This window comes from Microbacterium sp. NPDC079356 (assembly GCF_049545465.1).
GTDB classification, from domain to species: domain Bacteria; phylum Actinomycetota; class Actinomycetes; order Actinomycetales; family Microbacteriaceae; genus Microbacterium; species Microbacterium gawkjiense.
Genome location: NZ_JBMWDN010000006.1, coordinates 105095 through 120360 on the forward strand (window position 1 = coordinate 105095; position 15266 = coordinate 120360).

Consider the following 15266-nt stretch of genomic DNA (forward strand, 5'->3'; position numbering starts at 1 on the left):
TCCCCTCTCTTCGCGTGCGCGCCGTCACACGGCGCGCAGGACCGCGACGACCTTGCCCAGGACGACCGCGTCGTCGCCGAGGATCGGCTCGAAGGCCGAGTTGCGGGGGAGCAGCCACGTGTGACCGTCGCGCTGGCGGAAGGTCTTCACCGTCGCCTCGCCGTCGAGCATGGCGGCGACGATCTCGCCGTTGTCGGCGGTGGCCTGCGAGCGGACGACGACCCAGTCGCCGTCGCAGATCGCGGCGTCGATCATCGAGTCGCCCGAGACCTTCAGCATGAACAGTTCGCCCTTGCCGACGAGCTGACGGGGGAGGGGGAAGATCTCCTCGACCTGCTGGTCGGCGGTGATGGGGACGCCGGCGGCGATCCGGCCGACCAGCGGCACCATCGCGGCGTCGCCGACGCTCGGGGCGACGTCCGCAGGGTTCTCGCCCGCCGAGCCCGGCAGATCGATGAGGACCTCCATGGCGCGCGTCTTGCCGGGGTCGCGACGGAGGTAGCCGCTCAGCTCGAGCTGGTTGAGCTGATGGGTGACGCTCGAGAGCGACTTGAGGCCGACGGCGTCGCCGATCTCGCGCATGCTCGGCGGGTATCCGTGACGGGCGATGGAGCGCTGGATCACCTCGAGGATGGCGAGCTGCTTGTCGCTCAGGCTCTTGCGCCGACGCGTCTGCGGCTTGTCGCTCATGTCGTTCCTTTCGTCACCCCGGGGTCCCTCCGGGAGCACTCGCCTTCGAATGTCGGAGGTTGGTGATGGGCTCTGGTCATCGAAACCGTATCCGGTGTCGATCGGATCGTCCCGTAGCCGACCGCGTGTCGTCTTCGATCGATCTGCGGAGAACCGCACCCTTGACAGTCGACGAACTTCGAAGATAGATTCGGAAGAGAACTTCGCACCCGTCCGTCCCGGCCGACGGGCGGGGGCGAAGATCTCATCTGACCGGGGTCACCCCGAGGAGGACACCATGAACTCGATCACCGCGACCACCAGCACCGCGATCACCATCACCACCGCGACTGCGCCTGTCGTGCGCACGCGCCTTCGGATGACCACGCGAGGTCGCCGTGTCCTCGCCACGCTCGCCGCACTGCCCGTGGTCGTCGCTCTGGGCGTCGGCATCCTCTCCAGCGGGGGTGCTCTCGCGAGCGGCGACGCGGGGGCGTCCGCGGGGTCTTTCGACACCGTGACCGTGATGCCCGGCGAATCGCTGTGGAGCATCGCGCAGGACATCGCGCCCGACAGCGACCCGCGCGACGTCATCGACGCGATCGTCCGCCTCAACGCGCTGTCGTCCTCCGCGGTGGACGCCGGTCAGTCGATCGCGATCCCGGCCACCTACTCGGCGCAGGCGGGCGAGTAAGGCCGCGCCACGTCCTACGATGGCGGGGTGAGTGCCAGTCTCGACGACCTCCCCCTCCGCGACGACCTGCGCGGCAAGATCCCCTACGGCGCCCCGCAGGCGTCGCTGCCCGTGACGCTCAACGTCAACGAGAACACCCACCCGGTTCCCGAAGAGGTCGCGGACGACATCCTCGACGGCATCGCGCAGGCGCTGCGCGACATCAACCGCTACCCCGACCGTGAGTTCACGGCTCTGCGCGAGGGGTTCGCGGATTACCTGGGCCACGGTCTCGAACCGGATCAGATCTGGGCGGCCAACGGGTCGAACGAGGTCCTCCAGCACATCCTGCAGGCGTTCGGTGGGCCGGGGCGCTCGGCCTTCGGGTTCGCGCCGACGTACTCCATGTACCCGTTGCTCACGGGCGCCACGGGCGCCACCTACGTGAGCGGTACGCGCGGCGACGACTTCACCCTGTCCGCAGCGGATGCCGCCGAGCAGATAGAACGCGCGCAGCCGGACGTGGTCTTCCTCTGCACACCGAACAACCCCACCGGCACGCCGCTGTCGCTCGAGGTCATCGAGGCCGTCTACGAGGCCTCCCGGGGCATCGTGATCGTCGACGAGGCGTACCAGGAGTTCGCCCCGCGCGACGAGCCGTCCGCGCTCACGCTGCTTCACGACCGCGAGCGTCTCGTCGTGTCGCGCACGATGAGCAAGGCCTTCGCCTTCGCCGGGGCGCGCGTGGGCTACCTCGCCGCCGATCCCGCGCTCATCGACGCGCTCCGCCTGGTGCGCCTGCCGTATCACCTCAGCGCACTCACCCAGGCCGCGGCCACGGCCGCCCTCCGCCACGCCCCGACGATGCTCCGCATGGTCGATGACATCGTCGCGCAGCGCGACCGCATCTCGGCGACCCTGTCGGCGCTCGGGTACTCGCCGTACGAGAGCTGGTCCAATTTCGTCCTCTTCGGGGGCGTGGACGACCCGGCGGCGACCTGGCAGGGTCTCTACGACCGCGGCGTCCTCATCCGCGACGTCGGCCTGCCGCACACCCTCCGCGTCACGGCGGGCAGCGAAGAGGAGTCGACGGCGTTCCTCGAGGCGCTCGCCTCCCTCTGAGCCGACTCCGTCACGGGCGCGGTCGGCCCATCATGCCTCGGTAGACTCGGGGCATGAGCACCCCTGCGCCCCGCACCGCCTCCGTCCGGCGGGCGACCAGCGAGTCGACCATCGAGCTCGAGCTCGACCTCGACGGCACCGGTCGGAGCACGATCGACACGACCGTGCCGTTCTTCGACCACCTGCTCACGGCGTTCGCGAAGCACTCGCTCACAGACCTGACGGTCCGCGCGGCGGGCGACACCCACATCGACGCGCACCACACCGTCGAGGACACGGCCATCGTGCTCGGCCAGGCGATCCGTCAGGCACTGGGCGACAAGTCCGGCATCTCGCGGTACGGCGATGCGCTCGTGCCGCTCGACGAGGCGCTGGCGCAGGCGGTCGTCGACATCAGCGGCCGGCCCTACCTCGTCCACTCCGGTGAGCCGGCGGGCTACGAGTTCCACCTGATCGGCGGCCACTTCACCGGCTCGCTCGTGCGCCACACCTTCGAGACGATCGCCTTCCACGCCGGCCTGACCATGCACGTGACCCTCGTCGCCGGCCGCGATCCGCACCACATCGCCGAGGCGGAGTACAAGGCCTTCGCCCGCGCGTTCCGCCAGGCGAAGGCGCTCGATCCCCTCGTCGCCGGCATCCCGAGCACCAAGGGCGCCCTGTGACGGATGCACCGCTCGTCGCGGTCCTCGACTACGGCTCCGGCAACGTCCACTCGGCCGTCAAGGCGCTCAGCGAAGCGGGCGCCGATGCGCGGCTGACGAAGGATCGCGGCCTGATCGCCGACGCCGCCGGACTCCTCGTCCCGGGCGTCGGGGCCTTCTCCGCCGTCATGTCGGCCTTGCGCGCGAGCCGCGGCGACGAGCTCATCGGTCGCCGTCTCGCCGGGGGGATGCCGGTCCTCGGCATCTGCGTCGGGATGCAGGTGATGTTCGAGCTGGGCGTCGAACGCGGAGTCGACACCGAGGGGCTGGGGGAGTGGCCGGGCGCGGTCACCGAGCTGCAGGCACCGGTGCTGCCCCACATGGGCTGGAACACCGTCCGCGCCGGCGAGGGGTCGACGCTCTTCGCCGGACTCGAGGACGAACGCTTCTACTTCGTGCACTCCTACGGCGCGCAGGACTGGACCCTCGACGTCATCAAGCCGTTCCGCGAGCCGGTGCTCACCTGGTGCGATTACGGGGCGCCGTTCCTCGCCGCCGTCGAGAACGGCCCGCTGTCGGCGACGCAGTTCCACCCCGAGAAGTCGGGCGCGGCCGGCATCCGTCTGCTGTCGAACTGGATCGGGTCGCTTCCCGCGTCCTAGTAACGTGTCCCTCTGTGCGCGCGCCCGGTGCGCACATCGTCCCACCCGGAGCCATGAACGAATTCGCATCCACGCCCGAACTGATCCTGCTGCCCGCTGTGGACGTCGCCGACGGCAAGGCCGTCCGACTGACGCAGGGTGAGGCCGGCACCGAGACGAGCTATGGCGACCCCGTCGACGCAGCCCAGGAGTGGGCGCGCCAGGGGGCCGAGTGGATCCACCTCGTCGACCTCGACGCCGCGTTCGGTCGTGGGTCGAACGCGACCCTGCTGCGCAAGGTCATCAAGTCGCTCCGCGGGGTGAAGGTCGAGCTCTCGGGCGGCATCCGCGACGACGAATCGCTCGACGCGGCGCTCGACTCCGGTGCCACGCGCATCAACCTCGGCACCGCGGCGCTCGAGAACCCGGAGTGGGCGGCCGACGTCATCCTGCGCTACGGCGAGGCGATCGCCGTCGGCCTCGACGTCCGGGGCACCACGCTCGCGGCGCGCGGATGGACCCGCGACGGCGGCGACCTGTGGCAGGTGCTGGACCGCCTCGAGGATGCCGGGTGCAGCCGCTACGTCCTCACCGACGTGACGAAGGACGGCACGCTGCAGGGCCCGAACATCGAGCTGCTGCGCGAGGTCGCCGTCCGCACCGACAAGCCCGTCGTCGCCTCCGGTGGCATCTCGAGCCTCGACGACATCGCGGCGCTGCGCGAACTCGTCCCCCTCGGCGTCGAGGGCGCCATCGTCGGCAAGGCCCTGTACGCCGGCGCGTTCACGCTGGCCGAGGCGCTGGATGTCGCCGGACACTGACCCGCACGCGCACTCGGCGGATTCCGCCGGCGTGCCCTGGGAGGGGCGGAGCTTCCAGCCCAACCCTCACAGCGGCGACGACGGCAGCGCCGACCCCGCGCTGCTGGCCGCGCTCACCGCGTTCCACGCGGGGGAGGGGGATGCCGCGGCGGTCGTCGACGCGTATCGCACGGCACGCCTGCTGATCCCCCTCGTCGCCGAGAAGGGCGAGGAGGGTGTCGGCCCGACGGGGCTCACCGTCGACAAGACCCAGGAGCTCTCGATCGTCACCGTCGCCGCGCCCGACGGGCGCCGCGTCCTGCCGGTGTTCTCCTCCGTGCAGGCGATGTCGCGGTGGGATGCCGCGGCCCGTCCGGTCCCCGCCGACGGCGTCCGCACGGCGCTGTCGGCCGCCGCGGACGACACCGACCTCATCGTGATCGACCCCGGCAGTGAGACCGAGTTCGTCCTGCGTCGTCCGGCGGTCTGGGCGATCGGTCAGGGGCAGAGCTGGGAGCCGCCGCACACCTCGCCCGAGGTGTTCGCCGGCCTGCAGGAGTCGACCGGCACCGAGCTCGGTGTGCTCGACCTGTCCGTCGCGACGGGCGACCCGCACTCGCGGCTGCGCGGTTCGGAGCTGATCGTCAGTCTCCACCTCGTGGACGGCCTGGATCAGGCGGCGCTCGACGCGATCCTGCAGCGTCTGGCTTCGCGATGGGCGGCGGATGACCGCGTCGCGGTCCTGGTGGACTCGCTGACTGTCAAACTCGTCCGCGCCTGAACGTCAGGTGACGGGGCCGGTCCACTTCTCGCCGGGCCCCTTGCCGATCGGGTCGGGGATGCTGGATGCCTCGCGGAAGGCGAGCTGCAGTGTGCGCAGCCCGTCGCGGAGGGATCGGGCGTGCATGTCGCTCACCTCGGGGGCGGCGGCGGTGATGAGGCCGGCGAGGGCGTTGATGAGCTTGCGCGCCTCGTCGAGGTCCTTCTGGGTGTCGGGGTCGTCGGCGAGGCCGAGCTTCACGGCCGCGGCGCTCATGAGGTGCACCGAGGTGGTCGTGATCACCTCGACGGCGGGGACGTCCGCGATGTCCCGCGTGGCGGACTGTGCGACCCGCTCCTGCTCGTCCCAGCGCGAGAGGCGCTCGGGGTCGTGGTCGCTGTGGTCGGCCGGAATAGTGCTCACGTGCTGCTCTCTGCTAGACTTCTGCGGGCACCGGAGTGTTCTGCTCCGTGTCGAAAGAGGATCACATCCCACCCGCGCTTGCCGCTCCAGGCTACCGGGTCCCGCACTCCGCCTCGTTCCGCGAGGTTGTCCAGGGTGCAGAACACAGAACGCCGATGCGTGCATCGTGCGGGGTGGACGTGACGATCTTCCGCCCGGCGACACATTTCCGTGTCACCGGAGGCCGTCCACCGCACGAAAGAGGAGTTCCGCATCAGCGATCCCCGCACCAATGACCGCATCCGCGTCCCCGAGGTCCGCCTCGTCGGACCCGCGGGTGAGCAGGTCGGCGTCGTCCGCATCGAGGTGGCCATGCGCCTGGCCCAAGAGGCCGACCTCGATCTCGTCGAGGTAGCCCCGAACTCGAAGCCCCCCGTGGTCAAGATCATGGATTACGGCAAGTTCAAGTACGAGGCTGCGCAGAAGGCCAAGGAAGCGCGGCGCAATCAGGCGAACACCGTCCTCAAGGAGGTCCGGTTCCGTCTGAAGATCGAGGCGCACGACTACATCACCAAGCTCAAGCGCGCGGAGGGCTTCCTCCAGGCCGGCGACAAGGTGAAGGCGATGATCCTGTTCCGCGGTCGCGAGCAGTCGCGTCCCGAGCAGGGTGTGCGTCTGCTCCGCAAGTTCGCGGAGGACGTCGCCGAGTTCGGCACCGTGGAGTCCAACCCCACGATCGACGGCCGCAACATGGTGATGGTGGTGGCTCCCCACAAGAACAAGTCCGAGGTCAAGACCGAGCAGAACGCGGCCCGCGCCGCGACGAAGCAGGCCGCCCGCGAGGCGCGCACCGGTCAGGCCGACGAGACCCCCGCCTCCGCTCCGGCGGAGTAAGCGGCCCCAGACCCCCGCCCGGCGGGAACCACAACGAAGGAAGAGATATGCCCAAGCAGAAGACCCACTCGGGCGCCAAGAAGCGCTTCAAGGTCACCGGCAGCGGAAAGATCAAGAAGCAGCAGGCGAACCTCCGTCACAACTTCGAGGGCAAGCCCACGAAGCGCACCCGCCGCCTGTCCGCCGACAAGATCCTGGCTCCCGGCGACGCCAAGGTCGCCAAGAAGCTCCTCGGCCTCTGAGCGCCGACGCAACACCCTAGGAAGTAGAAGAAATGGCTAGAGTCAAGCGGGCTGTCAACGCCCACAAGAAGCGTCGCGTCATCCTCGAGCGCGCCTCCGGTTACCGCGGACAGCGTTCGCGTCTGTACCGCAAGGCGAAGGAGCAGGTCACCCACTCGCTCGTCTACGCGTACCGCGACCGTCGCAAGCGCAAGGGCGACTTCCGTCGCCTCTGGATCCAGCGCATCAACGCCGCTGCCCGCCAGAACGGCATCACGTACAACCGCTTCATCCAGGGCCTCGGCCTCGCGGGTGTCCAGGTCGACCGCCGCATGCTCGCCGAGCTCGCGGTCAACGAGCCGGCCGTCTTCGCGTCGCTCGTCGCCACGGCCAAGGCTGCGCTGCCGGCCGACGTCAACGCGCCCAAGGCCTGATCGCCTCAGCATCCGTGAGAAGGCGTCCTCTTCGGAGGGCGCCTTTTCGCGTTCCCGGATGCCGGTGCTCGCCGCGCGCCGCCCTACACTGAGAGCGTGCTCGAGAACCCACGTTCACCGCGCGTCCGCGCGGTCGCGAAGCTGACGAAGCGCACGGCGCGGCAGGAGACCGGCCTCTACCTCCTCGAGGGCCCGCAGGCCGCCCGGGAGGCTCTGCTCTGGCGGCCGGACACCCTGCTCGAGCTGTATGCGACCCCGACGGCATGGGACAAGCATCAGGACATCCGCGATGCGGCATCCGAGGCCGGTGTCGAGGTGGCCTTCGCGAGCGAGCAAGTCATCGACGCCATGGCCGACACGGTGACGCCCCAGGGCATCGTGGCCGTCGCCCGCCAGGTGCCGACCTCGGTGCGCGACGTCTTCGACGGCGAGCCCCGCCTCATCGTGATCTGCGAGGAGGTGCGCGACCCGGGCAACCTCGGGACGATCATCCGAGCAGCGGATGCCGTCGGTGCCGACGCGGTCATCCTCACCGGTCGCACGGTGGACCCCTTCAACCCCAAGGTCGTCCGCGCGACGACCGGTTCGCTCTTCCACCTGCCCGTCGCGGTGGGGGTGGACCTCGCGGATGCGACGGGGCGGGCACGCTCCGCGGGTCTGCGCATCGTCGCGGCCGACGTCGGGGGAGAGGACTTCGTCGATCACCGGACGACCCTGGCGGAGCCGACCGCGTGGGTCTTCGGGAACGAGGCGCGCGGACTCGACGAGGACGCCCTCCAGCTCGTGGACCTGTCGCTCCGGCTGCCCATCTACGGCCGCGCCGAGTCGCTGAATCTCGCGACGGCGGCGAGCGTCTGCCTCTACGAATCGGCTTTCGCGCAGCGCGCGACCTGAAGCGACCATTCTCGAGGGTTGATTACGGAACTGTAAACCCCGTGGCATCCGCTCGTTCACCGGGGCGGGCGTTGCCTAGGGTGAGTTCCATGACCACTCCTGCTGCCGATCCCGCGCCGCGCACGTCGAACATCGACGTTCGTCGAGGCGAGCCGCTCGTCGTCATGTCCGACGTGCAGAAGCACTACGGCGACTTCCAGGCGCTCACCGACATCAACCTGTCGGTGAACCGCGGCGAGGTCGTCGTCGTGGTCGGCCCGTCGGGGTCCGGCAAGTCGACGCTCTGCCGCACGATCAACCGTCTCGAGACGATCACCAGCGGCCGCATCACGATCGACGGCGCCGATCTCCCTGCGGAGGGTAAGGCACTCGCCGCGCTCCGTGCCGACGTCGGCATGGTCTTCCAGTCCTTCAACCTGTTCTCGCACCTGACGATCCTCGACAACGTGACGCTCGGGCCGATCAAGGTGAAGGGCATGAAGAAGGCGGATGCCGAGAAGCTCGCCCGTGAGCTGCTCGACCGCGTGGGCGTCGGCCACCAGGCCGACAAACTGCCCGCGCAGCTCTCCGGCGGCCAGCAGCAGCGCGTGGCGATCGCCCGTGCGCTCGCGATGAAGCCGAAGGTGATGCTCTTCGACGAGCCGACGTCCGCGCTCGACCCCGAGATGATCAACGAGGTCCTCGACGTCATGGTCGGCCTCGCGCAGGACGGGATGACGATGATCGTCGTCACCCACGAGATGGGCTTCGCCCGGAAGGCGGCCGACCGCGTGGTCTTCATGGCGGACGGCCAGATCGTCGAGGAGGCCGCACCGCAGGAGTTCTTCACGAACCCGAAGAGCGACCGCGCGAAGGACTTCCTCTCGAAGCTCATCACCCACTGAGACGTACGCGCCCTGCACCGGCGCGACGAACGACGCACGACACGAAACCAGGAGGATCACATGCGTAAGACTCGACTCGCCGGCACGTTCGCCGGCATCGCGATCGCGGCACTCGCGCTCGCCGGCTGCAACAGCGGCAGCCCCACCGCTCCCGGCGCCGAGGGCGGCACTGGCGGCGAAGGCACCGAGGGCAGCGAGGCCCTCTGGGAGGTCGCCAGCGACGTGTCGCTCGACGGCAGCCCCACCTTCGACCGCGCCTCCGAGGCCGGCAAGATCGTCGTCGGTGTCAAGAGCGACCAGCCCGGTCTCGGTTACGAGGACGCCGTCTCCGGTGAGCGCACCGGCTTCGACGTCGACATCGCACGGTGGATCGCCGCTTCGCTCGGTTTCGACGAGGACCAGATCGACTTCCAGACGATCCCCTCCGCCAACCGTGAGCAGGAGATCGTCAACGGCAACATCGACTACTACGTCGGCACCTACTCGATGACGGACGCCCGCGACGAGGTCATCGACTTCGCCGGCCCCTACTTCATCACCGGTCAGGGCCTGCTGGTCGCTGCGGACGACGACTCGATCAGCGGTCCGGACGACCTCGCCGACAAGGTCACGTGTTCCGTCACGGGATCCACGCCGCTGCAGCGCATCCGCGACGAGTACAACGGCGAGGTCACCGAGCGTCAGACCTACTCCGAGTGCGTCGAGCAGCTGCTCAATGGTCAGGTCGACGCGATCACGACCGATGAGGCGATCCTCGCCGGCTACGTCGCGGAGGACCCGGACAACCTCAAGCTCGCCGGCGAGCCCTTCAGCGAGGAGCGCTACGGCGTCGGTCTCGCCGACGGGGACACCGTGCTGAAGGACCACATCAACACGCTGTTTACCGACGGCGGCGACGTCTGGACCGCCCTGTATGAGGAGTACCTCGAGCCGGCCGGTGTGAAGGCCGAGCAGCCCGAGGTCGACTGACCGCCGTGCCCGGGGAGACGCGCATGCTCGTCTCCCCGGGCATCCCCCCTCTGAGACGTTCGAAAGGATCGCATGGGCGTCATCACCGACAACCTCGACTTCTGGGGCGAAGCGCTCCTGGGCACGCTCGTGCTCTTCTTCGGGGGTGGACTCCTCGCGCTGATTCTCGGGATCATCGTCGGAGCGATGCGTGTGTCGCCGGTGCCGATCGCGCGCGGCGTCGGCACCGTCTACGTCAACACGATCCGCAACACCCCGTTGACCCTCGTGTTCTTCGGGTTCGCCTTCACGCTGCCGCCGCTGCTCGACGTCCGGGCGAGCGGTGGTGTCCAGGTTGTCTTCGCCATCGCGGCGCTCGGCATCTACACGGCGACCTACGTCGCGGAGACCGTCCGGTCGGGGATCAACACCGTCCCCGTCGGTCAGGCGGAAGCCGCCCGTGCGCTGGGCCTCACCTTCGGTCAGGTCATGTCGCTGGTGGTTCTTCCCCAGGCCTTCCGGTCGGTCATCCCCCCGATGATGAGCGTCTTCATCGCTCTCCTCAAGAACACGACCGTCGCCGCCGGGTTCTCGGTGATGAACCTCGGATCGGCTCGCGACTGGCTCAGCGAGCGTGGTGAGAATCAGCTCGTCGTCATCCTGTGGGTCATGGTGATCTTCGTCGCGCTCGTCCTGCTCCTCTCGTGGGGTCAGCGATCGCTCGAGAACCGTTGGAAGGTGGCGCGATGAGCAGCAGCGTGCTGTACGACGTCCCCGGGCCTCGCGCCGTCGCCCGTAACCGCGTGATCGGGGCAGCGACAATCGTGGTGGTCGCCGCTGTCGTCGGATTCCTCGTGTGGCGGCTGGCGGTCACGGGACAGTTCTCCGCCGAGAAGTGGAACGCCTTCACCTACACGCGGATCTGGGAGCAGTTCCTCCTCGCCGCCGGCCGTACGTTGGCCGCGTTCGCAGCTGCCGCTGTCGGAGCCCTCATTCTCGGGTTCGTGTTGGCGATCGGGCGTCTCTCCGATCACGCGTGGCTGCGGTGGCCGGTGGGCGCCGTGGTCGAGTTCCTCCGCGCCGTTCCCGTCCTCGTGATGATGTTCCTGCTCTACTACGGACTCCCGGTCGTCGGTGTCCGAATGGAGGGCTACTGGGTGGTCGTCGTCGCGCTCATCCTCTACAACGGATCCGTGCTCGCCGAGGTCATCCGTGCCGGTGTCGAATCGCTGCCCCGAGGCCAGTCAGAGGCGGGATACGCGCTCGGGCTCACGAAGTCCGGCGTGATGCGCCTGGTCCTCCTGCCGCAGGCGATCCGCGCGATGATGCCGGTGATCCTCGCGCAGCTTGTCGTGACCCTGAAAGATACGGCCCTCGGGTTCATCATCACCTACGAAGAGCTGCTCTTCTACGCCAAGTACCTGGGGTCGCAGAACTCGCTCGACCGTCCCATCGTCCAGGCGACCCTCGTCGCAGGCGCCATCTATATCGGGCTGTGCCTCGCGTTGTCGGGTGTCGCGCGACTGGTCGAGAAGCGCCTCGGGCGTGTTCCGAAGAGCAGCGCCGGTCCCGCGCGGCCGGTGCAGGAGACCACCGACACCGAGCTCATTGCGGCGCAGCGGGGTCTCGGTAAGTTCAACCCCGGTGCCGGCGGAGGTGGCGGTAGTTTCTGACGTCGGTCTACCGGCGGGGCGGGCTCCGGCCCGCCGGTAGACTCGTCTCTCGTGTCCGACGCACCCCAGATCACCCCCGAGGCGGTGGATGCCGCCGTCGCCGAGGCGCTGGCCGCCTTCGCTGCCGCTCCCGACACCGCCGCGCTGAAAGCCGCCCGTTCGGCCCACACCGCGGAGGGGTCGCCGCTCGCGCGTCTGAACGCCGAGCTGCGGAACGTCCCCAACGACCAGAAGGCCGCCTCCGGCAAGCTCGTCGGTCAGGCTCGCGGTCGCGTGAACCAGGCGCTCGCCGCCCGTGAGGCCGAGCTCGCCGCGGCCGAGACGGCGGCGAAGCTCGAGGCCGAGCGCGTCGACATCACCGCGATCGTCCCCGCGACGCGTGTCGGGGCGCGGCATCCGATCTCGCTCCTGCAGGAGGAGATCGCCGACCTCTTCGTCGGCATGGGGTGGGAGATCGCGGAGGGTCCCGAGCTCGAGCACGAGTGGTTCAACTTCGACGCGCTGAACTTCGCCCCCGACCACCCTGCGCGTCAGATGCAGGACACCTTCTTCGTCGACCCGGTGGCGCGTCACCTGGTCATGCGCACGCACACGAGCCCCGTTCAGGTGCGCTCCATGCTCGAGCGCGAAGTGCCGATCTACATCCTCTGCCCGGGACGGGTGTACCGCACCGACGAGTTCGACGCGACCCACCTGCCCGCGTTCACGCAGTTCGAGGGCCTCGTGATCGACAAGGGCATCACGATGGCGAACCTCAAGGGCACGCTCGACCACGCCGCGAAGGTCCTCTTCGGAGCCGAGGCCAAGACCCGGTTCCGCACCAACTACTTCCCGTTCACCGAGCCGTCCGCCGAGCTCGACCTGTGGCACCCGACCTTCCCGGGCGGGGCGCGCTGGATCGAGTGGGGCGGATGCGGGATGGTGAACCCCAACGTCCTCCGCGCCGCGGGCATCGACCCCGAGGTCTACTCGGGCTTCGCCTTCGGCATGGGCATCGAGCGGACCCTCATGTTCCGCAGCGATGTGCAGGACATGCGCGACATGGCCGAAGGCGATGTCCGCTTCAGCGAGCAGTTCGGAATGGTGGTCTGATGCGCGTCCCGCTCTCCTGGTTGCGCGAGTACGTCGACGTCGCGCCCGGTACGACCCCCGAGGACGTCCTCGCGTCGCTCGTCTCGGTCGGGTTCGAGGAAGAGGACGTGCACACGTTCGACCTCAGCGGACCGATCGTCGTCGGCCGTGTGGTCTCGTTCGAGGCCGAACCGCAGTCCAACGGCAAGACCATCCGGTGGTGCGAGGTCGACGTCGGTGAGGCGCACGGCGGCATCCGCGGCATCGTCTGCGGTGCCGGCAACTTCTCCGAGGGCGACAAGGTCGTCGTGACCCTGCCCGGTGCGGTCCTTCCCGGGCCCTTCCCGATCGCGGCACGCAAGACCTACGGTCATGTCTCCGACGGCATGATCGCCTCAGCCAAGGAGCTGGGCCTCGGCGACGAGCACTCCGGCATCCTGCGCCTCACCGAGCTCGGTCTCGACCCCGACGTCGGCACCGACGCGATCGCCCTCCTGGGGCTCGACGACGTGGCCGTCGACATCAACGTCACCCCCGACCGCGGCTACGCCCTGTCGATTCGCGGCGTGGCACGCGAATACGCCCACGCCACGGGAGCGACCTTCCGCGACCCGGGTCTGCGCGACTTCGAGGAGCTCCAGCAGCCGACCGGCGGATTCCCCGTCGCGATCGACGACGCGGCGCCCATCCACGGCAACCCCGGCGCGAGCGAGTTCGTCGTCCGCATCGTGCGCGACGTCGACCCCTCCCGCCCGACGCCGCCGTGGATGACCGCGCGGCTCACGCTCGCCGGCATCCGTTCCCTCGGCATCCTGATCGACATCACGAACTACGTGATGCTCGAACTCGGCAACCCGATCCACGGTTACGACCTCGACACGCTGACCGGTGGCATCACCGTCCGTCGCGCGACCGCCGGGGAGAAGCTCACGACCCTCGACGGCAAGGAGCGCACGCTCCACACCGAGGACCTGCTCATCACCGACGCGTCCGGCCCGATCGGCCTGGCGGGTGTCATGGGCGGCGGCAGGACCGAGATGGGGGATGCCACGCGCAACGTCCTCATCGAGGCGGCGATCTTCGACACCGTGTCCATCGCACGCACGGCCCGCCGGCACAAGCTGCCCAGCGAGGCGTCGCGACGCTTCGAGCGCGGCGTCGACCCGCTCATCCCGTTCGTCGCCGCCCGCCGCGTCGCCGACCTCATGGTCGAGCTCGCCGGCGGCACCCTCGACACGGAGACCGGCGGCGCACTGTTCGCCGAGGTGTTCATCCCCTCGATCGAGCTGCCGAAGACCTTCACCGCCGGCCTGATCGGCGTCGACTACTCAGACGACGAGGTCGTCGGCGCCCTCGAGACGATCGGATGCGACGTCGCGGACGAGGGCGAGGCCTGGGAGGTCATCCCGCCGTCCTGGCGTCCCGACCTCACCGACCGCTGGACGCTCGCGGAGGAGGTCGCCCGCATCCACGGGCTCGACCGCATCCCCTCCATCCTCCCGACGCCGCCGTCCGGGCGCGGACTCACGCCGCACCAGCGCGGACGCCGGCGCGTCGCGAACGCGCTCGCCGCGGCCGGGTTCGTCGAGGTCGTCGCCTTCCCGTTCACGACCGAGGAGCAGAACGACCTCCACGGCTCGGCGGCGGGGGAGCACGTCCCCTCGATCCGTCTCGCGAACCCGCTCGACGGCCAGGCGCCGTACCTGCGACGCTCGCTCCTGCCCGGTCTGCTGCAGATCGCGCACCGGAACGTCTCGCGCGGCTTCACCGATCTGGCGCTCTTCGAGTCGGGCAGCGTCTTCACCCCCGACGAGGGCGTGACCTACGGCACCGACACCGTCCCGCCGCTCGCGCAGCGCCCCGACGAGCAGACCCTCGCGGCCCTGCACGGCTCGATCCCGCCGCAGCCGCGGCACGTCGCCGTGCTTCTCCACGGCAACGCGGCGGTCAAGCGTCCCGGCGGCGCCGCGGCGCCGTACGACCTCGCGGACGCGCTCGGCGCGGTCCGCACGATCGCCGCCGCGGCGGGCGTGCAGATCGACGTGCAGCAGGGTCAGCGCGCAGCGCTCCACCCGGGGCGCACCGGCATCCTCACCGTCCGCGGTGATGAGGTCGGCTACGTCGGCGAGCTCCTCCCGGCCGTCGCCGAGGCGGCCGACCTGCACGGACGCGTGTTCGTCGCGGAGCTCGACCTCGACGGCATCCTGTCGCTCGTGCGCGAACCGGAGGTCTCCCCCTCACTGGCGACCTTCCCCGCGGCGACGCAGGACGTGTCCCTCGTCGTGCCGGCGGACGTCGCCGCCGGTGACGTGCGGGCCGCCCTCGTCGACGGCGCGGGGCAGCTCCTCGAGGATCTGCGCCTGGTCGACGACTATCGCGGTGCCGGCGTCGCGGACGGGTCGAAGAGCCTCACGTTCGCGCTGCGGTTCCGCGCCGACGACCGCACGCTGACAGCATCGGAGGCCACCGACGCGAAGCTCGCCGGTGTCGCCGTCGCCGCGGAACGCTTCGGGGCGACGATCCGCGACTGACGACG

Annotated in this window: 18 protein-coding genes; 16 read left to right on the forward strand and 2 right to left on the reverse strand. The window is 69.6% G+C overall.

Features of this window, described 5'->3' with window-relative positions; all coding sequences use genetic code 11:
- Positions 1-24: 24 nt before the first annotated feature.
- Entirely contained in the window at positions 25-690 is a 666-nt protein-coding gene (gene lexA / locus ACPEH0_RS13135; protein WP_064003202.1) for a transcriptional repressor LexA, read from the reverse strand.
- Positions 691-967: 277 nt separating this feature from the next.
- Here lexA and ACPEH0_RS13140 point away from each other — a divergent pair, with 277 nt between their 5' ends.
- The 6 genes from ACPEH0_RS13140 to ACPEH0_RS13165 are packed head-to-tail and all read left to right on the forward strand — an operon-like array spanning position 968 to position 5330.
- Positions 968-1363, forward strand: a complete 396-nt coding sequence (locus tag ACPEH0_RS13140) for a LysM peptidoglycan-binding domain-containing protein (protein WP_217531367.1) — start codon at positions 968-970, stop codon at positions 1361-1363.
- A 27-nt stretch (positions 1364-1390) separates the two neighbouring features.
- Entirely contained in the window at positions 1391-2464 is a 1074-nt protein-coding gene (locus ACPEH0_RS13145) for a histidinol-phosphate transaminase (RefSeq protein WP_366214369.1), read from the forward strand.
- Positions 2465-2517: 53 nt separating this feature from the next.
- Positions 2518-3129 (forward strand): imidazoleglycerol-phosphate dehydratase HisB, encoded by a 612-nt coding sequence (hisB, locus tag ACPEH0_RS13150; RefSeq protein WP_423719482.1) that lies wholly within the window; start codon positions 2518-2520, stop codon positions 3127-3129.
- Complete coding sequence (hisH, locus tag ACPEH0_RS13155) at positions 3126-3770, forward strand: imidazole glycerol phosphate synthase subunit HisH (RefSeq protein WP_217531365.1); 645 nt, start codon at positions 3126-3128, stop codon at positions 3768-3770. The genes hisB and hisH overlap by 4 nt, the downstream gene beginning before the upstream one ends.
- A 53-nt stretch (positions 3771-3823) precedes the next feature.
- Positions 3824-4570, forward strand: coding sequence for a bifunctional 1-(5-phosphoribosyl)-5-((5-phosphoribosylamino)methylideneamino)imidazole-4-carboxamide isomerase/phosphoribosylanthranilate isomerase PriA (gene priA / locus ACPEH0_RS13160; protein WP_217531364.1), 747 nt, complete (start codon positions 3824-3826; stop codon positions 4568-4570).
- Entirely contained in the window at positions 4554-5330 is a 777-nt protein-coding gene (locus ACPEH0_RS13165) for an SseB family protein (RefSeq protein ID WP_366214371.1), read from the forward strand. Before priA ends, ACPEH0_RS13165 begins: the two co-directional genes overlap by 17 nt.
- 3 nt (positions 5331-5333) lie before the next feature.
- Here the strand turns inward: ACPEH0_RS13165 and ACPEH0_RS13170 are convergent, their stop codons facing one another.
- A complete protein-coding gene (locus ACPEH0_RS13170) occupies positions 5334-5732 on the reverse strand; it encodes a DUF1844 domain-containing protein (protein ID WP_064003209.1) in 399 nt (132 codons plus the stop codon).
- 210 nt (positions 5733-5942) lie between these two features.
- On the opposite strand from ACPEH0_RS13170, the gene infC reads away from it, so the two are divergent.
- The 10 genes from infC to pheT all read left to right on the forward strand — a co-directional run bounded on the left by infC (position 5943) and on the right by pheT (position 15261).
- Positions 5943-6605 carry a translation initiation factor IF-3 gene (gene infC / locus ACPEH0_RS13175; protein WP_082886179.1) on the forward strand — a complete coding sequence of 221 codons (663 nt, stop codon included), beginning with the start codon at positions 5943-5945 and terminating at the stop codon, positions 6603-6605.
- A 47-nt stretch (positions 6606-6652) separates the two neighbouring features.
- Positions 6653-6847 (forward strand): 50S ribosomal protein L35, encoded by a 195-nt coding sequence (rpmI, locus tag ACPEH0_RS13180; RefSeq protein WP_064003210.1) that lies wholly within the window; start codon positions 6653-6655, stop codon positions 6845-6847.
- A gap of 32 nt (positions 6848-6879) precedes the next feature.
- Complete coding sequence (gene rplT / locus ACPEH0_RS13185) at positions 6880-7260, forward strand: 50S ribosomal protein L20 (RefSeq protein ID WP_064003211.1); 381 nt, start codon at positions 6880-6882, stop codon at positions 7258-7260.
- Between the two features lie 96 nt (positions 7261-7356).
- Positions 7357-8154 (forward strand): TrmH family RNA methyltransferase, encoded by a 798-nt coding sequence (locus tag ACPEH0_RS13190; protein WP_366214372.1) that lies wholly within the window; start codon positions 7357-7359, stop codon positions 8152-8154.
- A gap of 164 nt (positions 8155-8318) precedes the next feature.
- Positions 8319-9038, forward strand: coding sequence for an amino acid ABC transporter ATP-binding protein (locus ACPEH0_RS13195; protein ID WP_197471643.1), 720 nt, complete (start codon positions 8319-8321; stop codon positions 9036-9038).
- Positions 9039-9098: 60 nt separating this feature from the next.
- A complete protein-coding gene (locus ACPEH0_RS13200; RefSeq protein WP_366214373.1) occupies positions 9099-10007 on the forward strand; it encodes a glutamate ABC transporter substrate-binding protein in 909 nt (302 codons plus the stop codon).
- Between the two features lie 72 nt (positions 10008-10079).
- On the forward strand, positions 10080-10736 hold the full coding sequence (locus ACPEH0_RS13205) for an amino acid ABC transporter permease (protein WP_366214374.1): 657 nt from the start codon (positions 10080-10082) through the stop codon (positions 10734-10736).
- Positions 10733-11659, forward strand: coding sequence for an amino acid ABC transporter permease (locus ACPEH0_RS13210; protein WP_366214375.1), 927 nt, complete (start codon positions 10733-10735; stop codon positions 11657-11659). The genes ACPEH0_RS13205 and ACPEH0_RS13210 overlap by 4 nt, the downstream gene beginning before the upstream one ends.
- Before the next feature lie 51 nt (positions 11660-11710).
- Positions 11711-12751: a phenylalanine--tRNA ligase subunit alpha gene (pheS, locus tag ACPEH0_RS13215; RefSeq protein ID WP_366214376.1), complete on the forward strand. Its 1041-nt coding sequence runs from the start codon at positions 11711-11713 to the stop codon at positions 12749-12751.
- Positions 12751-15261, forward strand: a complete 2511-nt coding sequence (gene pheT, locus ACPEH0_RS13220) for a phenylalanine--tRNA ligase subunit beta (protein ID WP_366214377.1) — start codon at positions 12751-12753, stop codon at positions 15259-15261. The genes pheS and pheT overlap by 1 nt, the downstream gene beginning before the upstream one ends.
- Positions 15262-15266: the final 5 nt, after the last annotated feature.

What these genes read in the sequence shown, in the direction of transcription:
- lexA (WP_064003202.1), bottom strand. Translation starts at nt 690, where the DNA reads ATGAGCGACAAGCCGCAGACGCGTCGGCGCAAGAGCCTGAGCGACAAG.
- ACPEH0_RS13140 (WP_217531367.1), top strand. Translation starts at nt 968, where the DNA reads ATGAACTCGATCACCGCGACCACCAGCACCGCGATCACCATCACCACC.
- hisB (WP_423719482.1), top strand. Translation starts at nt 2,518, where the DNA reads ATGAGCACCCCTGCGCCCCGCACCGCCTCCGTCCGGCGGGCGACCAGC.
- priA (WP_217531364.1), top strand. Translation starts at nt 3,824, where the DNA reads ATGAACGAATTCGCATCCACGCCCGAACTGATCCTGCTGCCCGCTGTG.
- ACPEH0_RS13165 (WP_366214371.1), top strand. Translation starts at nt 4,554, where the DNA reads ATGTCGCCGGACACTGACCCGCACGCGCACTCGGCGGATTCCGCCGGC.
- rpmI (WP_064003210.1), top strand. Translation starts at nt 6,653, where the DNA reads ATGCCCAAGCAGAAGACCCACTCGGGCGCCAAGAAGCGCTTCAAGGTC.
- rplT (WP_064003211.1), top strand. Translation starts at nt 6,880, where the DNA reads ATGGCTAGAGTCAAGCGGGCTGTCAACGCCCACAAGAAGCGTCGCGTC.
- ACPEH0_RS13195 (WP_197471643.1), top strand. Translation starts at nt 8,319, where the DNA reads ATGTCCGACGTGCAGAAGCACTACGGCGACTTCCAGGCGCTCACCGAC.
- ACPEH0_RS13200 (WP_366214373.1), top strand. Translation starts at nt 9,099, where the DNA reads ATGCGTAAGACTCGACTCGCCGGCACGTTCGCCGGCATCGCGATCGCG.
- ACPEH0_RS13205 (WP_366214374.1), top strand. Translation starts at nt 10,080, where the DNA reads ATGGGCGTCATCACCGACAACCTCGACTTCTGGGGCGAAGCGCTCCTG.
- ACPEH0_RS13210 (WP_366214375.1), top strand. Translation starts at nt 10,733, where the DNA reads ATGAGCAGCAGCGTGCTGTACGACGTCCCCGGGCCTCGCGCCGTCGCC.
- pheT (WP_366214377.1), top strand. Translation starts at nt 12,751, where the DNA reads ATGCGCGTCCCGCTCTCCTGGTTGCGCGAGTACGTCGACGTCGCGCCC.